The 18,146-nt window shown below is 71.2% G+C and carries 13 protein-coding genes; 5 read left to right on the top strand and 8 right to left on the bottom strand.

The window, feature by feature from the left end; all coding sequences use genetic code 11:
• The 6 genes from VF106_RS33695 to VF106_RS33670 form a co-directional block, all read right to left on the bottom strand.
• Positions 1 to 224 (bottom strand): acyl carrier protein (locus tag VF106_RS33695; protein ID WP_330843966.1); only part of this gene is annotated, 224 nt, incomplete at its 3' end.
• Entirely contained in the window at positions 221 to 1,078 is an 858-nt protein-coding gene (locus tag VF106_RS33690) for a 3-hydroxyacyl-CoA dehydrogenase family protein (RefSeq protein WP_330843965.1), read from the bottom strand. The genes VF106_RS33695 and VF106_RS33690, both read right to left, overlap by 4 nt.
• On the bottom strand, positions 1,075 to 4,467 hold the full coding sequence (locus VF106_RS33685) for a thioester reductase domain-containing protein (RefSeq protein ID WP_330843964.1): 3,393 nt from the start codon (positions 4,465 to 4,467) through the stop codon (positions 1,075 to 1,077). Before VF106_RS33685 ends, VF106_RS33690 begins: the two co-directional genes overlap by 4 nt.
• Positions 4,464 to 4,784 (bottom strand): phosphopantetheine-binding protein, encoded by a 321-nt coding sequence (locus VF106_RS33680; protein ID WP_330843963.1) that lies wholly within the window; start codon positions 4,782 to 4,784, stop codon positions 4,464 to 4,466. Before VF106_RS33680 ends, VF106_RS33685 begins: the two co-directional genes overlap by 4 nt.
• Positions 4,781 to 7,684, bottom strand: coding sequence for a condensation domain-containing protein (locus tag VF106_RS33675; protein ID WP_330843962.1), 2,904 nt, complete (start codon positions 7,682 to 7,684; stop codon positions 4,781 to 4,783). The genes VF106_RS33680 and VF106_RS33675 overlap by 4 nt, the downstream gene beginning before the upstream one ends.
• Positions 7,681 to 9,435 (bottom strand): non-ribosomal peptide synthetase, encoded by a 1,755-nt coding sequence (locus tag VF106_RS33670; RefSeq protein ID WP_330843961.1) that lies wholly within the window; start codon positions 9,433 to 9,435, stop codon positions 7,681 to 7,683. Before VF106_RS33670 ends, VF106_RS33675 begins: the two co-directional genes overlap by 4 nt.
• Here VF106_RS33670 and VF106_RS33665 point away from each other — a divergent pair.
• Positions 9,351 to 10,337 carry an NAD(P)-dependent oxidoreductase gene (locus VF106_RS33665; protein WP_330843960.1) on the top strand — a complete coding sequence of 329 codons (987 nt, stop codon included), beginning with the start codon at positions 9,351 to 9,353 and terminating at the stop codon, positions 10,335 to 10,337. The genes VF106_RS33670 and VF106_RS33665 overlap by 85 nt on opposite strands.
• A gap of 17 nt (positions 10,338 to 10,354) precedes the next feature.
• Here the strand turns inward: VF106_RS33665 and VF106_RS33660 are convergent, their stop codons facing one another.
• Positions 10,355 to 11,509, bottom strand: coding sequence for a fatty acid desaturase (locus tag VF106_RS33660; protein ID WP_330843959.1), 1,155 nt, complete (start codon positions 11,507 to 11,509; stop codon positions 10,355 to 10,357).
• A 226-nt stretch (positions 11,510 to 11,735) separates the two neighbouring features.
• Between VF106_RS33660 and VF106_RS33655 the strand changes: the two genes are divergently transcribed.
• Together VF106_RS33655 and VF106_RS33650 are read left to right on the top strand one after the other, a co-directional pair.
• Entirely contained in the window at positions 11,736 to 12,251 is a 516-nt protein-coding gene (locus VF106_RS33655) for a hypothetical protein (RefSeq protein ID WP_330843958.1), read from the top strand.
• A gap of 146 nt (positions 12,252 to 12,397) precedes the next feature.
• On the top strand, positions 12,398 to 15,391 hold the full coding sequence (locus VF106_RS33650; protein WP_330843957.1) for an AfsR/SARP family transcriptional regulator: 2,994 nt from the start codon (positions 12,398 to 12,400) through the stop codon (positions 15,389 to 15,391).
• Between the two features lie 6 nt (positions 15,392 to 15,397).
• On the opposite strand, the gene VF106_RS33645 is transcribed toward VF106_RS33650, so the two are convergent.
• Entirely contained in the window at positions 15,398 to 16,054 is a 657-nt protein-coding gene (locus VF106_RS33645; protein WP_330843956.1) for a response regulator transcription factor, read from the bottom strand.
• A gap of 184 nt (positions 16,055 to 16,238) precedes the next feature.
• Between VF106_RS33645 and VF106_RS33640 the strand changes: the two genes are divergently transcribed.
• Positions 16,239 to 17,276 (top strand): hypothetical protein, encoded by a 1,038-nt coding sequence (locus VF106_RS33640; protein ID WP_330843955.1) that lies wholly within the window; start codon positions 16,239 to 16,241, stop codon positions 17,274 to 17,276.
• An 82-nt stretch (positions 17,277 to 17,358) separates the two neighbouring features.
• On the top strand, positions 17,359 to 18,135 hold the full coding sequence (locus tag VF106_RS33635; RefSeq protein ID WP_330843954.1) for an NYN domain-containing protein: 777 nt from the start codon (positions 17,359 to 17,361) through the stop codon (positions 18,133 to 18,135).
• The last annotated feature ends 11 nt before the right edge of the window (positions 18,136 to 18,146 follow it).

The following is an 18,146-nucleotide window of genomic DNA, read 5'->3' as shown; positions in this document are numbered from 1 at the left end:
ACCAGCGCCGTCATCGCGTGCACGGTGCGGAAGTTGTCCAGCCGCAGCTCGTCACCGCTGACCTCCACACCGAAGGCCTCCTCCAGGTACACGACGAGCTCCATGGCGAACAGCGAGGTGACCACGCCGGCGCTGAACAGGTCGGTGTCCGGCTGCCACGGTTGTTTCAGCCGGGTGGCCAGGAACTCGAGAAGACTCACCTCGACGGATTGTGTGATAGTCATGGATGCACCTCTCCGTGGTCGTAGAAGCCGCGGCCGGTCTTGCGGCCGTGATCGCCCGCGGCGACCTTGTCCAGCAACAGCGCGCAGGGCTCGTATCCGTCGTCGCCGGTGCGGTCCCGCAGGACCCGCAGGCTGTCGGCGACGTTGTCGAGGCCGATCAGGTCGGCCGTGGCGAGCGGACCGGTGCGGTGGCCGAGGCAGCCGCGGAACAACGCGTCCACGTCCGCCGGCGACGCCACCCCCTCCTGCACGATCCGCGCCGCCTCGTTGATCATTCGCTGCAGCACCCGGTTGATCACGAACCCGGGGCCGTCGGCGACCACGATGGACTCCCGGTCCATCGCCGCCAGCAGGTCAAGTACCTTCGACAGGGCCGCGTCTCCGGTTCTCGGGCCGCGGATCACCTCGACCGTCCTGATGAGATACGGCGGGTTCATGAAATGGGCGCCTGCCAGGTCGGCCGGCCGGGCCACGGCCGAGGCCAGCTCGTCGACGGGAATCGCCGAGGTGTTGGTGACCACGGGGGTTCCCGGTGCGGTCACCGCCGTGACGTCGGCGAGCACCTTCGCCTTCAGCTCGGGCAGTTCGGTGACCGCCTCGATCACCGCGGTCACCCCGACGAGGTCGTAGACCGATGTGGTCACCTCGATCGCGGCGACGCGGCCCTTGGGCGCACTGCCCATCAGCGCGGCCATCCGCAGCTGCTTTCGCACCCGGCCCGGCGCCGTCGCCAGCTTGGTCTCGTCGACGTCGACCAGTGTCACGGGCAGGCCGTTGGCGATCGCGAGCGTCGTGATCGCCACCCCCATCACGCCTGCGCCGAGCACCGCGATCCGTTGTGTCCGCTGGTTCACGAGCGCACCCCCATCAGTTCCGACAGCAGCTCGCCGACCGGGCTGTGCCGGTCCGCGAGATACGTCAGGCCGGCCCGCAGCAGCTCGCCGGTCGGCGCCGAGTCCAAACCGTTGCGGCGCAACCACGGCAGCCACGCGTCCGCCTCCATGTCGTGCTCGCCCAGCTCGTGGCCCTCCAGCTCGTAGAGCGCCATGTTCGACAGCACTTCGTCCCCGCTGGCGAGGGCTTCCTCGGAGACACGGGCCAGCCACTTCTCCGGTGACGCGGCCTCGGTCGCGAGCCCGGCGTCGGCCAGCAGGCCGAACACCGACCGCAGTCCGGGAGCGCGCTGGTCGACAAGGTGGTAGACCCGGCCGACCGACCCGGGGGAACCGGACAGCTCGGCGATGGCCCTGGCCACGAGGTCCACGCCGGCCATCGGGTTGCCGCGGTCGTCGAGCGGGTGCGCACCGACCGCGAGCCCGCTGGCCATGATGTGCCAGATCAGGTCCTTGTCGTTGCACGCGCCGGTCCGGCCGGAGGCAAGGACGAAGCCGGGGCGGAACACGCGGATCCGCATGCCGTCGGCCTCGGCCCGCTCCAGCAGCCGCTCCCCCACCCACTTGCTGACGCCGTAGCCGCCCTGCTGCGGGTCCAGCGGCTGCTCGCGGGTCTCCAGCACCCTGCCGCCAGCGCCCATCGCCGGCGCGGTGGCGGCCACGGTCGAGACGAAGCTGAAGTCCCGGATGCCGTTGCCGCGCATCCACTTCAGCAGCTCCACCATGGGCAGCACGTTGTCGTCGCGCAGCACGCGGTAGGGCTCGGTGAAGACCACCTTGGCGGCGGCGTGGACGACCGAGCCGATCCGGGTGGCCAGTTCGCCGTACCTGGCGGACATCTCGTCGATGTTCCGCAGGTCACCGAGGACCAGGTGGACGCGGTCGCGGTCCGGCTCCGGCAGGAGGAACTTCTCGGCGACCGTGCGCAGCCGCTCCCATCCCTCCTCCTCGGTGCCGGCTCTGACGAGGCAGTAGACCCGCCCGTCGGTGGCGTTGAGCAGCTCGTGCAGCACGAACGCGCCGAGGAACCCGGTCGCGCCGGTCAGCAGCACGTCCGTGCCGGGAGCCTCGTCCGGCGCGAGCGGTCCCAGCGGCAGCTGGGTGTCCGCGTCGACCAGGTGGCCGTCGCCGTCGGCGATCGGGTCGATGTCGGCCGATCCCCGTTCCGCGCCGGCGAGCTTGCCCCGGACGATCTCCGCGAGCCTGCGCACGGTCGTGCGGGTGCCGCCCGCCCGGTGCACGTTGACCAGGACGCCGTGGCGTTGCTGGACTTCGAGGGCCATCCGGACGGCGAGCAGCGACGTCCCGCCGAGCCTGCCGAACTCGTCGTCCATGCCGACGGACTCGACGCCGAACAGGCTCCGCCACAGCGCGGTCAGGTCGTCCTCCAGCGAGCCCGGTTCGGCGGGCGCCTCGTCGACGGCCGGTTCGGGGGGCGCCGGGACGGCCGCGATGGGCGTGAGGCGGTCGAGCGCCCAGTACCGGCGGCGCGTGAACGGATACGTCGGCAACACGACGCGGCGTCCCACCGGTGATGCCCAGGTGATCTCGACACCGTGCAGCCATGCGGCGGTGAGTGCCTCGTCGACGAGGTCGCTCACCGGTCCGTCGGCCGGCACCACGTGCCGGTGCGGTCCCGGCTCGCCGTGGCCGACCAGGATCGGGAAGGCGTTGGCGGGCAACGACGTCCCGGTCATCACCTCGGTGCCGGCGGGCAGTGCGGCCCGCAACGCCGCGACGATCCCGGGCATGTCACCGTCCGGTGAGGGGACGATGACGGCCCGGCGCGGCGTGGCGCGGACGGTTCGCGCCAGTGGTGCACGGGGCAGCCGCAACGCGTCGGCCAGCCGGTCCGCCGGGGCGGCGACCACCCGACGGTCCATGAAGGACTGACGGCCGACCCGTAGAGTGTGCGCGATGTCGGCGACCGGCGTGGTCCCCCGGTCCAGCTCGTCCGCCAGCTGCCGGGACACCGTGTCCAGTTCGGACCGTGTGCGCGCGGACACGACCAGGCGAACGGTGCCCCGTGCCGGCGCCGGAGCGCGTGTCGGCGCGGGCGGTGGCGCCAGCACGGCCGCCACGTTGGTGCCGCCCATACCCATCGAGTTGACCAGCACGTGCCGGTCGTCGTCCGCACTGACCCGCGCCACGGTGTCGATGACGAACGGGCTCTCGGCGAGGATGCCGGGGTCACGTGGGCGCTGGAACCGCGGATGTGGTGGCAGCACACCGGTTCGCACGGCGTTGACCGCCTTGATGAAGCCCGCGATCCCGGCGGTCGGTCCACAGTGGCCGATGTTGGCCTTGACCGACCCGAGGCCGCAGTACCCGGTCCTCGTGCTCCCGGCGAGACCTCGGGTGAGGCCCAGCAGTTCGACGTGGTCACCCAGCGCCGTGCCGGAGCCGTGTGCCTCGACGTACCGGAGCTGGTCCGGCGAGACATCGGACACGCGCAACGCGGCGGACACGACGTCGGCGACGCCCGCGGGGCTCGGCGCGGAGAAGCCCTGCCTTGCCGCGCCGTCGTTGCCGACCGCGCTGCCCTTGAGGACCGCGAGGATCGGGTCGCCGTCGGCGAGCGCGTCGGCGAGGCGCCGCAACGCCACCGCGCCGACGCCGGAGCCGAACGAGGTGCCGGTGGAGGTGGCGTCGAACGAACGGCAGAACCCGTCCGCGGACTGCAGGCCACCCGGCTGGTACCGGTAGCCGGCCAACGGTTCGAGCACGGTCGAGCCGCCGGCGAGCGCGATGTCGCACTCGCCGGACAGCAGGCTCAGCGTCGCGTAGTGGACCGCGTACAGCGAGGACGAGCACGCGGTCTGCACGCTCACCGACGGGCCACGCAGACCCAACTTGTACGCCACCCGGGAGGTCAGGAAGTCCCCGAGGCCGCCGAGGTGCAGGTCGAGGTCGTCGACCGCGGCGATCACCCCGCCCTCGGCGGCCTTGGCGACCAGCACCGCGGCGCGATACGTGCTCTCCGCCCCGCCTGCGAAGACCCCGACCGTCGGCACGCCCGCGCCCGCCGCGTGACCAGCGGATTCCAAGGCCTCCCAGCAGGTTTCCAGGAAGATCCGCTGCTGCGGATCGACCGTCTCGGCCTCCTGCGCCGGATAGCCGAAGAAGTCGGCGGCGAAGTCGGCCGCGCCGGGCAACGTGGTCGCGACGCGGACGAAGTCAGGCGCCGCACGGGTCTCCTCGGGGACACCGGCCGCCGCCAGCTGCTCGTCGGTCAGCTCCCGCATGGCCACCGCGCCAGCGTCGATGTTCCGCCAGAACTCCGCCGGGGTCCACGCGTCGGGGAAGCGGCAGCCGACGCCTACGACCGCGATGTCGGTCTCCGCGCTCACCGGGCTCCTCCTGCCCGACCGAGCAGGGTGTGCCTGGTGGTGGCGCCGAGCCGGGCGGCGGGCGCGTCCGGCGCGTCCGTCAGGAGCGCCGTCTGTGCGCGTACCGTGCTGTGTTGGAACAGCTCGCCGATCGTCAGTTCTCGCGTGGTCAGTTCGTTGAGATGTTCTGACAACAGCAGGAGCAGTAACGAGTTGCCGCCGGCCTCGAAGAAGCTCACGTCCAGCGGCACGGCCTCGACGTCGATGTCGAGTGCCTCCGCCCAGGCCGCGAGTACTCGTTCGGTCAGCTCGTGGATCTCGGTCGGTGTTTCGTTCACAGTCGTCTCCCCTTGGCTGCTGGTGCGTCCGGATCGGCGACCAGCTCTGCCGCGGCCGCCGTGACGCAGGCCAGCAGCCCGGCGACGGTCGCGGCGTCGAACAGCGCGGTCGAGTAGGCGATCTCCAGTCGCAGGTCGCCGGTCGTCTCGGTCGCGGTGAGTTCCAGTTCGTACTTGACGTGCATTCCTTCGAGCGGCAACAGCCGTCCGGTCACGTTCGGCCCGAGGTCCGGTGGGGTCGGTTCGCCGTCCCGGACCGTGAAGTAGACCGGCGTGAGCGCGGGCCTGCTCAGGTCGCGGTTCGGGTGCACCGCGGCCGCCACCGCGTCGAACGGCACCGCGGCGTCGCGGAAAGCCGCCACGCTGGCCGCGCGCACGCGGTCGAGCAGTGCTCGCCAGCTCGGCTCGCCACGCAGGTCGACCCGCAGTGGCACCGTGTTGACGAACATGCCGACCGCGTCGGCGCTGCCGGGCACGTCCCGCCCCGTCCAGGGAAAAACGAACACGAAGTCGCGTTGGTCGCCCAGCCGGGCGAGGCCGGCCGCGAGCAGCGCCGCCGTCACCATGAACATCGTGCAGCCCAACGAATTCGTGACGGCCCGAAGCTCATCGGCGAGCCCGTTGCCCAACGCGACGCGCTCGACGGAGGCCGCGGTGGACTGGACCCGCTGCCGCGGCCGGTCGTGCGGCACTGCCACATCCGTTGGCACGCCGCGCAAAGCGGCCACGACCCGCGTCGGCTCCGGTTCGTCGCCCGAGATGACGAGTCCTGCCGGGTCCGGGAGCGGATCGTCCCGATAGGACAGTCCGATCTCGTCCAGCAGGACCTGCTGCGCCCGCCCGTCCGCGGCGATGTGGTGGACGGACAACACGAGAAGGGTGTGGTCGGCGCGGACGATGATCTCCGCCCGTGCCGGCGCCTCCGCCGCGAGGTCGAACGGTGTCCAGCAGGCGGCCGAGAGCCGGCCTGCCACCCGCTCGTCGTCCCAGTCGCGTGCGTCGATGACGACGGCGACCGGCGGGGGCCCGTCGACACGGTAGTACAGCGCCTTGTCCTTGCGGTCCAGTGCGAACCGTGACCGCAGCGCGGGATGTCGCGCCAGCACGCGGTCCGTGGCCGCACACAGCCGTTCCGGGTCGACGTCGCCGAGGAACTCGGCCACGGCGGGCACCAGGTAGGCGCTGCGCATCGCGGGAATCCGGTCCAGGAACCAGAACCGCTGCTGGGTCGAGGTGGCCGGGACCCGGTCCGACGTCTGGTAGCGGGTCACGGCCGGAGCCGCGCCGACCGTCGCCAGCAGCCTGGACAGGCCGGCGACGGTCGGGTTGGCGAGGAACTCGCCCGGCCGCACCACCACGCCGTGGCGCCGGTGGGCTTCGGCGAGCATCGTCATGGCCAGCAGCGAATGCCCGCCCAGGGCGAAGAAGTTCGACCCCGGCCCCAACCGGCCGGTCGTCCGGTCCACTTCGGACAGGACGGCGGTGAACAGCTCGGTTGCCGAGCTGATGTCGCCGTCGTACTCCGGTTCGACCTGCCGCGGCTCGTCGCGTGGGGTGGTGACGACCGCCGCCTGCCCCAGCGGACGTTCCGGACCGGCGAGCACGGCGGTGAGCAGGCCGAGGTAGTCCTCGGCGAGCCGCGTGCCGAGATCCGCCGGGTACCGGCCGGCGTCGAACTCGATCGTGCCGGTCATGCCGTCGGGTGTCTGGTCCAGTATCAGCAGGACGTCGAACTTCGCCACGCCCGTCGGCAACACGACCGGCGGCGTCCACGGCGGCGGCACGTCGTGGTGCGGCTGTGGCATGTTCTGCAGCGCGAACCCGACATCGACGAGCGTGCCGTGCCCCTCCGGCCGCCGCGCGGCCGCATCGGCGGTGAGCCGGTCGAACGGGATCCGTTGGTGACTCAGGGATTTCATCGCCTCGGCGCGGGTGAGCACGCACAGCTCGGTGAACGTCAGGTCCGGGGCCGGGCGGCAGCGCAACGGCACCGTGTTGACGAAGAACCCGACCATGTCCTCGATCCCGGGGTGGCCGCGGTTGGCGGTCATCGAGCCGACCAGGAAGTCCTCCCGCCCCGACCACTGCCGCAGCAGTTCGGTGTAGGCGGCGAACCACACCACGAAGGGCGTCGCGCGCTGGTCACGGGCCATCGTCGCCACCCGGGCGGCCAGCCCGGCTGGCACGGCGAAAACGTGCCGGCCGGCGGGCCGCCGCGGGCCGGGCGGGGTGGCGCCGGCGAGCGTCAGGTCCCACGGAACGGTGATCAGCTCGGCGACCCGTTCGGACAGCTGCCGTGCCAGCGCGGGATCCGTGAGCTGGGCCCGGTCCCACACGGCGAAGTCGCTGTACTGATGGGAAAGCCGTGGCAGCACAACGGGTTCGCCCGACAGCGCGTGCCGGTAGGCCCGCGCGAGGTCGGTCAGCAGCGGCGCGAGCGACCAGCCGTCCACGGCGATGTGGTGGATGCACAGCAGTACCGCGTCCCCATCGGAAATCCCTTGGTACACCGTGCATCTGACGGGTGGCCGGGCCGCGAGGTCGAACGGTTCCGCCGCTCGCGAGGCCGCGTCGTCCCGCGCCTTGTCGAGCGCGTCGGGCACGCCGTCGAGGGCGACGACGTCGATGGGCACGTCCGCGTTATCGCCGACGACCTGCACCCGGTGACCGGCATGGGCCCGGTAGGTCGTGCGGAGCACCTCGTGACGGGTGACCACGGCGGACAGCGCGGCCCGCAGAGCCGCGAGGTCGACAGGTTCGTGCCACCGCAGGAACAGCGGCACGTTGTACGCCGGTGACTCCGGTGCCGTGGCCTGCAGGAACCAGAGCCGGTCCTGCGCGAAGGACAGCGGCGCGTGGTTCGCCCCGTACCGGCGCAGCTCGAGCAGGGACTGGTTCATGAGCCCACTCCCGCCGACATCTTCTGACGCAACACCGTGTTCAGCTCTCCGAAGGTGTCCGCGAGCAGGACGTCACCTGGCTCGACGCGGACGCGCAACGCCTGCCCTGCCCGCGACGCCACCTGGATGGCGAGAATCGAGTTGCCGCCGAGGTCGAGGAAGCTGTCGGCCGGCGACACCTCCGCCACGCCCAGCACGTCCCGCCAGATCCCCGCCAGCGCCGCCCGCACGTCGTCGGCACGCTCGGCGCCGTCGTCCGGCTGGTCGGCCCGTGCCAGCAACTCCAGGAGTCGGGCTCGGTCAGCCTTGCCGGTCGGGCCGAGCGGCACCCCGGTGAGCCGCAACCACCTGGCCGGGATCATGTACTTCGGCAGCCGTCTGGCGAGCAGCACCGGCAGGGTCGCCATGTCGGGTGCCGCGAACCGGGCCGGCAGCACGAACGCGACGAGCGCGGCGGTAGGGCCCTCGCCCACCTTCTCCACGAACGCGGCGTCGACCAACCCGGTGTCCCGCAACGCCTCCTCGATCTCGTCCAGCTCGATCCGGAAGCCACGCAGCTTGACCTGCCGGTCACGCCGGCCGGCCACCTCGAGCGCGCCACTCGGCAGCACCCGGGCCATGTCACCGGTTCGGTAGATGAGTTCGCCAGAGCGTGGGTCGGTGACGAACTTCGCCGCGGTCAGGTCGGGACGGCCGAGGTAGCCGAGCGCCACGCCCGGCCCGCCGATGCACAGCTCCCCCATCTCGCCAGCCGCGACCGGTGTGAGGTCGTCGTCGAGCACGTGGGTCGAGGTGTTCTGCAGGGCGAACCCGATCGGGACCCGGGTGGCGCCGGCCAGGTTCTCTGCCGTGCACTCGAACGTCGCGGCGAACGTGGTCGTCTCCGTCGGGCCGTACGCGTTGACCAGGCGCCGGGGCGGTCGAGCGGCGAGGACGTCGCGGGCCGCGCCGAGGTCGAGCTGCTCGCCGCCGACGATGAGGGTGTCCAGCGTCGCGAAGGCGTCCGGCCGTTCCCTGGCCACTGTGTGGAACAAGGAGGTCGTGAGGAACATCGTGGTGATCGACTCGCGGGCCAGTACGCCGATCCAGTCGTCGATGGGCAGGTCGGTGGCCGACGGGATGGTCACGACCGTGCCGCCCGCGACGAGCGTGTTCCACACCTCGAAGGTGGTGGCGTCGAAGGCCGGGTTGGCCAGGTTCGCCACCCGGTCGCCGGGCGCGATCGTGCAGTAGTTCGGGTTCACCGCCAGGCGGATCACAGCCCGGTGCGGGACCACGACGCCCTTGGGCCGACCGGTCGAGCCCGACGTGAAGGCGACGTAGATCGGGTCGTCGGCACCGGTCTCGACCTCGGGCGCGGACACGGATCGCTGGTCGCGCACGTCGATCCGCGCCAGACGCGGAGGCAGCCGCCAGCGGCGCTCGTCGAGCGTCGCCGCACACACCACCAGCGACACGTCGGCGTCCTCGACGATGCCGGCCAGGCGGTCACCGGGGGCGTGGCGGTCCAGCGGCAGGTAGGCGGCGCCGGCACGGATGATCCCGAGGAACGCGACGACCAGGTCGACCGACGGGTCCAGAGCGACGGCGACCCGGTCACCGCGCCCGACGCCCCGCGCCGCCAGTGCGCCGGCGAGCCGGCCGGCGTGTTCCCATAGTTCGAGGTATGTCAGTTCCCGGCCACTGTCCGATTCGCGAACCGCGCACGCACTGGGCTGGCGGTGCACCCATTCGCCGACCAGCCGGTGCACTACGGCAGAATTCCCGACCACAACAGGTCCTTTCCGATGATAAGGTCGCGCATATGACCCTTATCGCATTTATCGGCCTCGGCCGCATGGGCGGTCTCATGGCCGAAAGATTGGTTTCACACGGTTATCAAGTTTCCGTGTGGAATCGCACGAAATCGAAGACCGAACCACTTGTCTCCGCCGGCGCGACCGCTGCGGACACACCGGCCGATGCGGTGGCGGAATGTGATTTCGTCATCACGATGCTGACCGGGCCCGACGCCGTGCGCGACGTCTTGTTCGGCGCAGGCGGCGCGGCGTCGGCAATGCGTGCCGGCGCGGTGCTGATCGAGATGTCGACCATCACGCCGGACACCGTCGCCGAGATCCGCGCCGGGCTGCCGGCCGGCACGGGCTTGCTCGACGCCCCCGTCAAGGGCTCGTTGCCGGCGGCGTCCTCCGGCACCCTCCAGATCCTGACCGGCGGCGACGAGAAGGACGTTGCCGCGGCCGCGGACGTGCTGGCGGTACTCGGCACCGTCAACCACGTCGGCCCGTCCGGGGCCGGCTCGGCCGCCAAGCTGCTGGTCAACATCGCGCTGTGCTCGTCGTTCGTGGTGTTCGGCGAGGCGCTGGCACTGGGCGACCGGCTCGGCCTGCCCACCGAGGTCTCGCTGGAGGCCCTCTCCACGACCGTGCTCGGCGGCGTCGTGCCCGGCGTCCGCGGCGAGCTGGACGAACCTGACGCGCCGACCCGGTTCTCCCTGAGCCTCGCGGAGAAGGACCTCGGGCTCGCGCTGGCGGCCGGCTGTGTGCCGGACGGCGCGGTCGCCGGGGCCCGTGCCCGGCTCGCCGCCGCGCTGGCCGCCGGGTACGGCGAGAAGAACCTGGCCTCGGTCGTCCGCCACCTGCGCGACGCCTGATGCGGTAGCCACGTTGCTCACCGCGCGCCTTCGCTGGTCAGGTCGCCGAGCGTGCCGAGCGGGCACGTGTCGGCGCAGGAAGGCGCCGCGGTCGAGCTCTGCGGCCTGCCGAGCAGCGCCCGCAGCACGACCCCTCGGCTGTCGTTGCGGACCTCGCGGTTGTGGTAGCCGGCCATCTTCTCCGGTCTGAGCAGGTCCTGCACCACCGAGGGCCGGTCGGCGCGGGTGGGCAGCACGAACCCGTGGCAGTGGTGCCCGTCGCGGTACTCGGGCACGGCACCGAGGATCCGGTCCAGTCTCGGCAGCTGGTGCTGCGGCACGCTGGGGTACAGGTGGTGTCCCAGGTGCCAGTTGGCGTTGTGGGGCGCGATCAGCTGCCGCAGCAGCCATGGCGCGGTCCAGCTGCGGGTCGCCTGCCACGGGTCGCTGATCTCCAGGCCGGCGTGGTCGGCGATGTCGCTCCAGTACCGGAAGATCTGGTACGTCGTGCAGTACGGGACCAGCCACAGCAACGCCGCCTCCGCCGCCCAGCCGGTCGCGAACGCGACCGCGGTGAGCGTCGCGAGGTAGGTGAGCCGGATCCAGGTCTCCCTGCGGTTCTCGTCGCGGCCGACCAGTGCGGCGAGCACGTTGTACGGCGCGTGCACCAGCGTCAGTGGACGCAGCAGGTGCCGGAGCGTGAACCGCAGCGGGTCACGCGGCCGGATGATGCCCAGCGCCGCGTACTGGCGGCGCTTGGGATCCAGCTCGGTGTCCCACAGGTGGCGGTGGTGCTCGCAGTGCGCGCACAGGTAGCCGGAAACCCCTTCCAGCAGCGGGAACGCCACCAACAGCCGCCCGACCCAGAGGTTGGCCCGCTTGTTGGGCACCAGCTTGTGGTGGCTGGCCTCGTGCAGCAGGCTGCGTAACGCGCGCTGGCGGGAGCCGATCACGACGACCGCGACCAGGTAGACCGCCAGGTGGAAGCCGGACCAGATGGTCGCGGCCACCGCGGCGGCGACCACCAGCCAGTCCAGCGCGAGGAACACCAGCCCGTGCCAGTTGTCACGATCGCGGTGCAGCTGTTTGATCTGTTCCTTCGCGGCCGCGGGAATGTCGGCCTTGAAGTTCCTCTGCGGCACGCGTCGCAGCCGGCAGCCGGCCGTGGAACCGCGCGTCTCTTGCTGGCTCAACCCGTCCCCCTCATAAATGGACACACAGCGGCAGAACGCCTGATTGATTTCTGGATACAGGCCATTGCCTCAGTCGGCGCGGCCCCGACAAAGCCTAGGCTTAACCCGCTGTTCGGCAAAGGTTTATTTACCGGGAAAATTTCCCGGTTGCGTCCCCTAACGAACCAGAAAGCGAAATCGATAGCCCGTCTGATCCAATTCGGTGCCAATTGAGGGAGTAGCGACAATGAGCGCGTCCGACCTGAGAACCATGCGTGCGTTCGCGGCCACCGCGGGCATCGAGCTTCCCGACGTGGAGGCCGAGGACGCCGCCCGCCGGTGGGAGCCGTTCCGCCAGGAGGCGTTCGTGGACGAGGCCGGCAAGATCTCGACCTTCGACATGCGCGTCGACCCGGTGGAGGACGACGAGCGCACCCGCGTGCTGGCCACCCACCCCGACGGCAAGCCGATGATGCAGGAGTTCGACGGCAAGCTCGTCATCCGGTTCACCAACGGCTCGAACGGCAAGTCGGTGCTGCGCAACGTGACCAGCTACGCGATGGTCTACACCACCGCCGACGGCGTCCGGTACACCTACTACCGGGGGCGGGCCGGCGTCGGCGTGCGGATCGGCAACCCCACCACACCGTCCGGGTGGTACATCATGGACGGCACGTTCTTCGTGCGGGCGACCCCGGCCAAACAGCGGGACTTCCTGGTACAGGACGGCTCCATGGAGGATCTTTGCGAGACCCTCGCGTAACGCCGCCGGTACGCGTTTGTACCCCTTTGGGCAAGATCGCGCCCGTCACGTTTCCTGACGTACGGACGAGTTCTCGGGTGCACCGTTCGCCCCGAACTGATCATCCGGCGGGGCCGTCGAGGCGGGTGCGGGGATGAGGAAGAACGATGGAGTTCAGTGTGCTGGGACCACTCGCGGTCACGCATGCTGACGGGAGTGTCCAGCTGGCCGGCGGGTTGCGGCGGCGGTTGCTGGCGGCGCTGCTGGTCAACGTGCGGACGGTGGTGTCGGCCGACCGTCTGATCGACGTGCTGTGGGGTGACCACGCGCCACGGTCGGCGCTACGCAGCCTGCACAACCAGGTGTGGCGGGTCCGGGCGGCGCTCGACGAGTGCGCCCCCGGCTCGGCCGAGGCCCTGGTCACCCAACCGCCCGGCTATGTGCTGCGGATCGATCCGGCGACGGTCGACTCCTGGCGATTCGAACAGGCCATCACCGAGGCGGTCGCCGAGTCGGGGACGCGACCCGAGTACGCGGTCGCGCGGCTGACCGAAGCCCTCGACCTGTGGCGCGGTCTGGCGTTCGCGGAGTTCGCCGGCGAGGAGTTCTGCCGGTACGAGGCGATGCGCCTCGAGGAGCTGAGACTGGTCGCCGCCGAGGAGCGGTTCGAGGCGAGCCTGGCACTCGGCCGCCAGGCCGAGCTGATCGGCGAGATCGAGGCGTTCGCGGCCGAGCACCCGTTCCGCGAGCGGCCGCGCGGCCTGCTGATGACCGCGCTGTACCGGTCGGGCCGGCAGGCCGACGCGGTCGCCGTCTACCGCGAGTTCCATGAGCTGCTGGCCGAGCAGCTCGGGCTCCGTCCGTCGGCGGAGCTGCGTGAGCGGCACGAGCACATGCTGCGTGGCAGCCCGGATCCGGCCGCAGAGAGCCGAGTTCTCGGCGGCCAGCCGGCCGGCAACCTGCGACTCGAGTTGAGCGAGCTGATCGGTCGGGACGAGGACGCCGCCGCGGCGCTGACCACGATGGCGCGGGCCAGGGTCACGACGCTGACGGGGGTGGGCGGGGTCGGCAAGACCCGGTTCGCCGCCAGGCTCGCCGCCGCGGCGCAGGCACGCTTCCCGCACGGTGTCTGGATGTGCGAGCTGGCCGCCGTGCGGGACGGCGGCCTGGTGCCCGACGTGCTGGCCACCACGCTGGGCGTGCAGCAGCCGCAGGGTCTGAGCGTGACCGACGGCCTGGTCGACTTCCTGCGCTCCAGGCGGACCCTGCTGGTGATCGACAACTGCGAGCACGTGCTGGACGCCGCCGCGCACCTGGTCGACGCGCTGGCCAGCAGCTGCCCGGGTGTGTGCGTACTGGCCACCAGCCGGGAGCCGCTCGGCGTGGAGGGCGAGCACGTGCTGCCGGTGCGCCCGCTTCCGGTGCCCCCTCTGGGCGCCGGCCTCGACCGTCTCGCCGAGGTGCCGTCCGTCGGGCTGTTCGTCGACCGGGCACGGGCGGCCGTGCCCACGTTCACGCTCGGCACGCACAACGCGGGCGCGGTCGCGGCGATCTGCCGTGGCCTCGACGGGCTGCCGCTGGCCATCGAGCTGGCCGCCACCCGGCTGCGGACGATGTCGGCCGACGAGATCGCCGGCAGGCTGGAACGGGGGCTGCATTTCCTGCACAGCACCCGGCGGGTGCGCGAGGAACGGCACAGCACGCTCGCCGCCGTGGTCGACTGGTCGTGCGCGCTGCTCGAACCGCTCGACCGGACCGTGTTCGAGCGACTCAGCGTGTTGGTCGGGTCGTTCACGATGGACGACGCGGTGGCGATCGCCAGCGACGAGGAGATCGACCAGGCCTCGGCCGGGGACGCGGTCACCGACCTGGTGCACAAGTCCATGTTGGCCGCCGACACCGACCGGGTCCCCAGCCGCTACACGATGCTGGAGACACTGCGGATCTACGGTCGGGAGCGGCTCGAGCGCGGCGGCCAGCTCGACGCGGCCCGCCGCCGGCACGCCGCGTACTGCCTCGCGGTGGCCGAGGCGTCGGCGGCTGGTCTGGTCGGTCCGGACGAGGCGCGATGGGCGGACCGGATCTCGGGACTGCTCGACGACCTGCGCGGCGCGCACAGCTGGGCGCTGACCACCGATCCGGCGATGGCGGTGCGCCTGTCCGCCGCGCTGCTGCGGTACACCTCGGCGCACGGGCCGTCCGAGGTCTACGGCTGGGCCGACCGCGCGGCGGCGGCCGTCCCCGACGGTCCCGGGCCCCACCTGGCCGCGACGCTGGCCGTCGCGGCCGCCGGCGCCGCCCGCCGGGGTGACCTCACGGGTGCGAACGAGCTGGTCAAGCGGGCACTGCGTGCCGTGCCGGGACAGGACGACCCGGCACGCCGGCACGCACTGTGGGTGTTGGCCAGGGTGGCGTCGTTCCAGGGCCGGTTCGACGAGGCGGCGACCCTGTACATGACGGTGGCCCAGTTCGCGGAGCGGGTCGGCGACCAGTACAGCGTCGCCTACGTGACGGCCAGCAGTGCGCTGCAGTACGCGTACCAGGGCAGGACCGCCCGGGCCATGCTGCTGGCCCAGCGCGCCCACCGGTTGGCGACGGCCACCGGCAACCCGACCGCCATCGCGTGGTCCGACTACGCGCTGGGAGTGGCACTGCAGGACCGCGACCCCGACCGGGCGGTGGCGACCTTGGAGCAGGCACGCGAGATCGGGCGCTCCGGCGGTAACACCTACCTGCCGGGCGTGGCCCTGAGCGTGGCCGCCGCGATCATGGTCCGGCACGGTGACCCGTACCGGGCCGCGCGGCTGACCGCCGAGGTCATCTGTTACTGGAGTCACGAGAGCCACTGGGCCCAGCAGTGGGTCGCGCTCCGCACCGCTGTCGTGCTGCTCACCCGGGCCCGTCAGGACGAGGCCGCGGCCACGTTGTACGGGGCACTACGGTCGAGCCGCGCGGCGATCCCCCCGGTAGGCGCCGAAGCCATCCGTCTCGCCGCGGCTGTCGCCGAGCTGACCACACGGCTCGACGCCGGGCGTTTCGCCGCCGCCACGGCAAGGGGCGCCACACTGAGCGACGACGACGCGGTCGCCTTCGCCAGGACCTCGCTCGAGCGGATGGAGCACGTGCGTCCGGTGAGCTATCCGCGCAGTCTGTCCTGCTGACTCGCGCTATTCGGTGTTGGCGCGGCCCAGCCCGGCGGCCCTGGCCTGCATGATGGCCTGGTAGCGGTCGGCGAGACCGAGCTTGGCGTAGATGTTCGAGATGTGGTTGCTGACCGTCTTCGGGGCGAGGTGCAGTTCGCGTGCGATGGCCGGGTTCGGTAGGCCGGCTGCCAGTAGAGCCAGGACCTCCCGTTCCCGTGCGGTCAGTTCCGGGAACGGGTACTGGTTGAACGGCGGGATGTCGTCCCGCCGTTCGACGTCCGGGCAAACGGACTCGCCGGCGGCGACCCGTTCGACGGCACGCACGATCTGGCCGTCCGGTGAGTTCTTCGGCAGATAACCACGCGCCCCGGCTCGCCGCGCCGTCAGCAGTAGATCGGTGTCCATCGCGCTGAAGACCAGGATGCCGGTCTCCGGCGCGTGCTGCAGCACGTCACGGATCACGGCCTCACCGCTGAGTTCCCGCAGGCGCAGATCCAACACGAGCACGTCGGGCCGGTGGACCAGCGTGTCGCGAACGGCCTCCCGTCCATCGGGCGACGACGCCACCACCTCCATCTCCCCCGTGCCGCCCAGAACCGCGGTGAGCCCGGCACGGACCACCGGCTGGTCGTCCGCCACCACCACCCGCAGCACCGGACGGTCGGCCACCTCGGTGTCCATGCCCACTCCCCTGCTCGACTCCCACTGTCGACGAGCATGACCGCCCATGCTCACGCGCCGCACTCACGGTGCTCTCACGACGAGAAGACGGCTATCTCCCTGCGGGGACCCGAACATGCCCGTTCATCCAGACCCCGTGCCGATCGAGCCGACTTCCTGATCAAGCTTGATACGTTCCGGCCCCATGAGTTCTGGGGTGTCATCGTGGAGAAGGATCGTTGTCGTCGCGGCCCTCGCCGTGGCCGGTGTTGGCGCTGCGACGGCGCCCGCGTACGCCGACACGATCGAGGTGCTCGACTGCCCGCCGGGCGGATACGGCGGACAGGCCAACGCGATCAACGCGTGGGGCGTGGTCGTCGGCGAATGCGTCGGGGCCGACGGCCGGAACCACGCCGTGCGCTGGGACCAGGATGGCGGGGCCACCGAGTTCGGCTTCCTGCCGGGCGGCACGGCCAGCGCGGCGACGGGCATCAACGACTCGCAGGACCTGGTCGTCGGTCTCTCCTACGTGAACGGCCACTCCCGCGCGGTGAGCTGGGACCGGAACGGCGTGATCACCGATCTCGGCACGCTGCCTGGCCACACGGACAGCGCGGCGAGGGGTGTCAACGGCTACGGCACGATCGTCGGCAGCTCTGACCCCTCCCAGGGCTTTCCCCAGGCCGTGCGGTGGGCGCCCGACGGAACCGTCACAGCACTCGCCACACTGGGGCTCCGTCATGTCAGCGTCGCCAACGCGGTCAACAACCACGACATCGCGGTCGGCACGTCCACCGGCCCCGACGGCCGCCAACACGCCGTGCGCTGGGACGCCACCGGCGCCGTCACCGACCTCGGCACCCTGCCAGGCGGCACCGACTGCCAGGCCAACTCGATCACCAAGGACTTCGACTTCACCATCGTCGGCACCTGCACCGGTTCTGACGGCTCCTACCACGCCGTCCGCTGGTACGGCAGCACCATCGTCGAGCTGCCCTCCCTCCCGGGCCACGTCAACGGCGCGGTCACCGGGGTCGGCGACGGCACCTACGCCGGCTCGTCCATGGCGCCGGACGGCAGCTACCACGCCGTTCGCTGGGACAGCATCCGAGATACGGCCGACACCGTCGTCGATCTCGCGGCCATCCCCGGCGCCACGGTGACCGTCGCCAGGGCTGTCGGGGACGACGGCACCGTCGTCGGGCAGTCCGGCAGCCACGCCGTCCGCTGCCTCATGAACTAGATCCCGGCCCTGGCACCAACGAAGATCCTCATATCATGGCAGCGGCCTGCCGGCCTCGACGAGCCGTCCCATGAGGAGTGCCATGGTCACCGTCAACGAGAGCACCGCCAAGCTGGCGGTGCTCATCGACGCGGACAACGCCCAACCGTCCATCACGGAGGGTCTGTTGGCCGAGGTCGCCAAGTACGGCACCGCCCACGTCAAACGCGCCTACGGCGACTGGACCGGCACGAACCTCAAAGGCTGGAAGGAGCACCTCCTCGCCCAGTCGATCCAGCCCATCCAGCAGTTCGCCTACACCACCGGTAAGAACGCCACCGACGCCGCCATGGTCATCGACGCCATGGACCTGTTGTACTCCGGCCGCTTCGACGGGTTCTGCCTCGTCTCCAGCGACAGCGACTTCACCCGACTGGCCGCCCGCCTGCGCGAGTCCGGTCTGACCGTCTACGGGTTCGGCGAACGCAAGACACCCAAACCCTTCGTCGCGGCCTGCGACAAGTTCATCTACATCGAGAACCTCAACCACCCGAACAGCCCGGCCACCCCGGACGACCCGGTCAGCAAACCCCGCCCAGCCGCCTCCGCCGCACAGCTCAAACGAGACGCCGCGCTCGTCAACCAACTACGCAACGCCGTGGAAGCGGCCTCCGACGACGACGGCTGGGCCCCACTGGCCTCCGTCGGCCACATCCTCACCAACCAGAGCCCGGACTTCGACTCCCGCACCTACGGCTACGCCAAGCTCAGCGACCTCATCGCCGCGACCACCCTGTTCGAACTGGACCGGCGCAGCCCCGGCGACGGCAAACAGGGAATCATCTACGCCCGCGACAAACGCCGCCGACCAGGCAAGTAGCGCCGGCCTCT

The organism is Actinophytocola sp. (assembly GCF_036378875.1).
In the GTDB taxonomy this organism is placed as follows: Bacteria; Actinomycetota; Actinomycetes; order Mycobacteriales; family Pseudonocardiaceae; genus Actinophytocola.
This window is presented reverse-complemented; position numbering and strand designations above follow the sequence as displayed.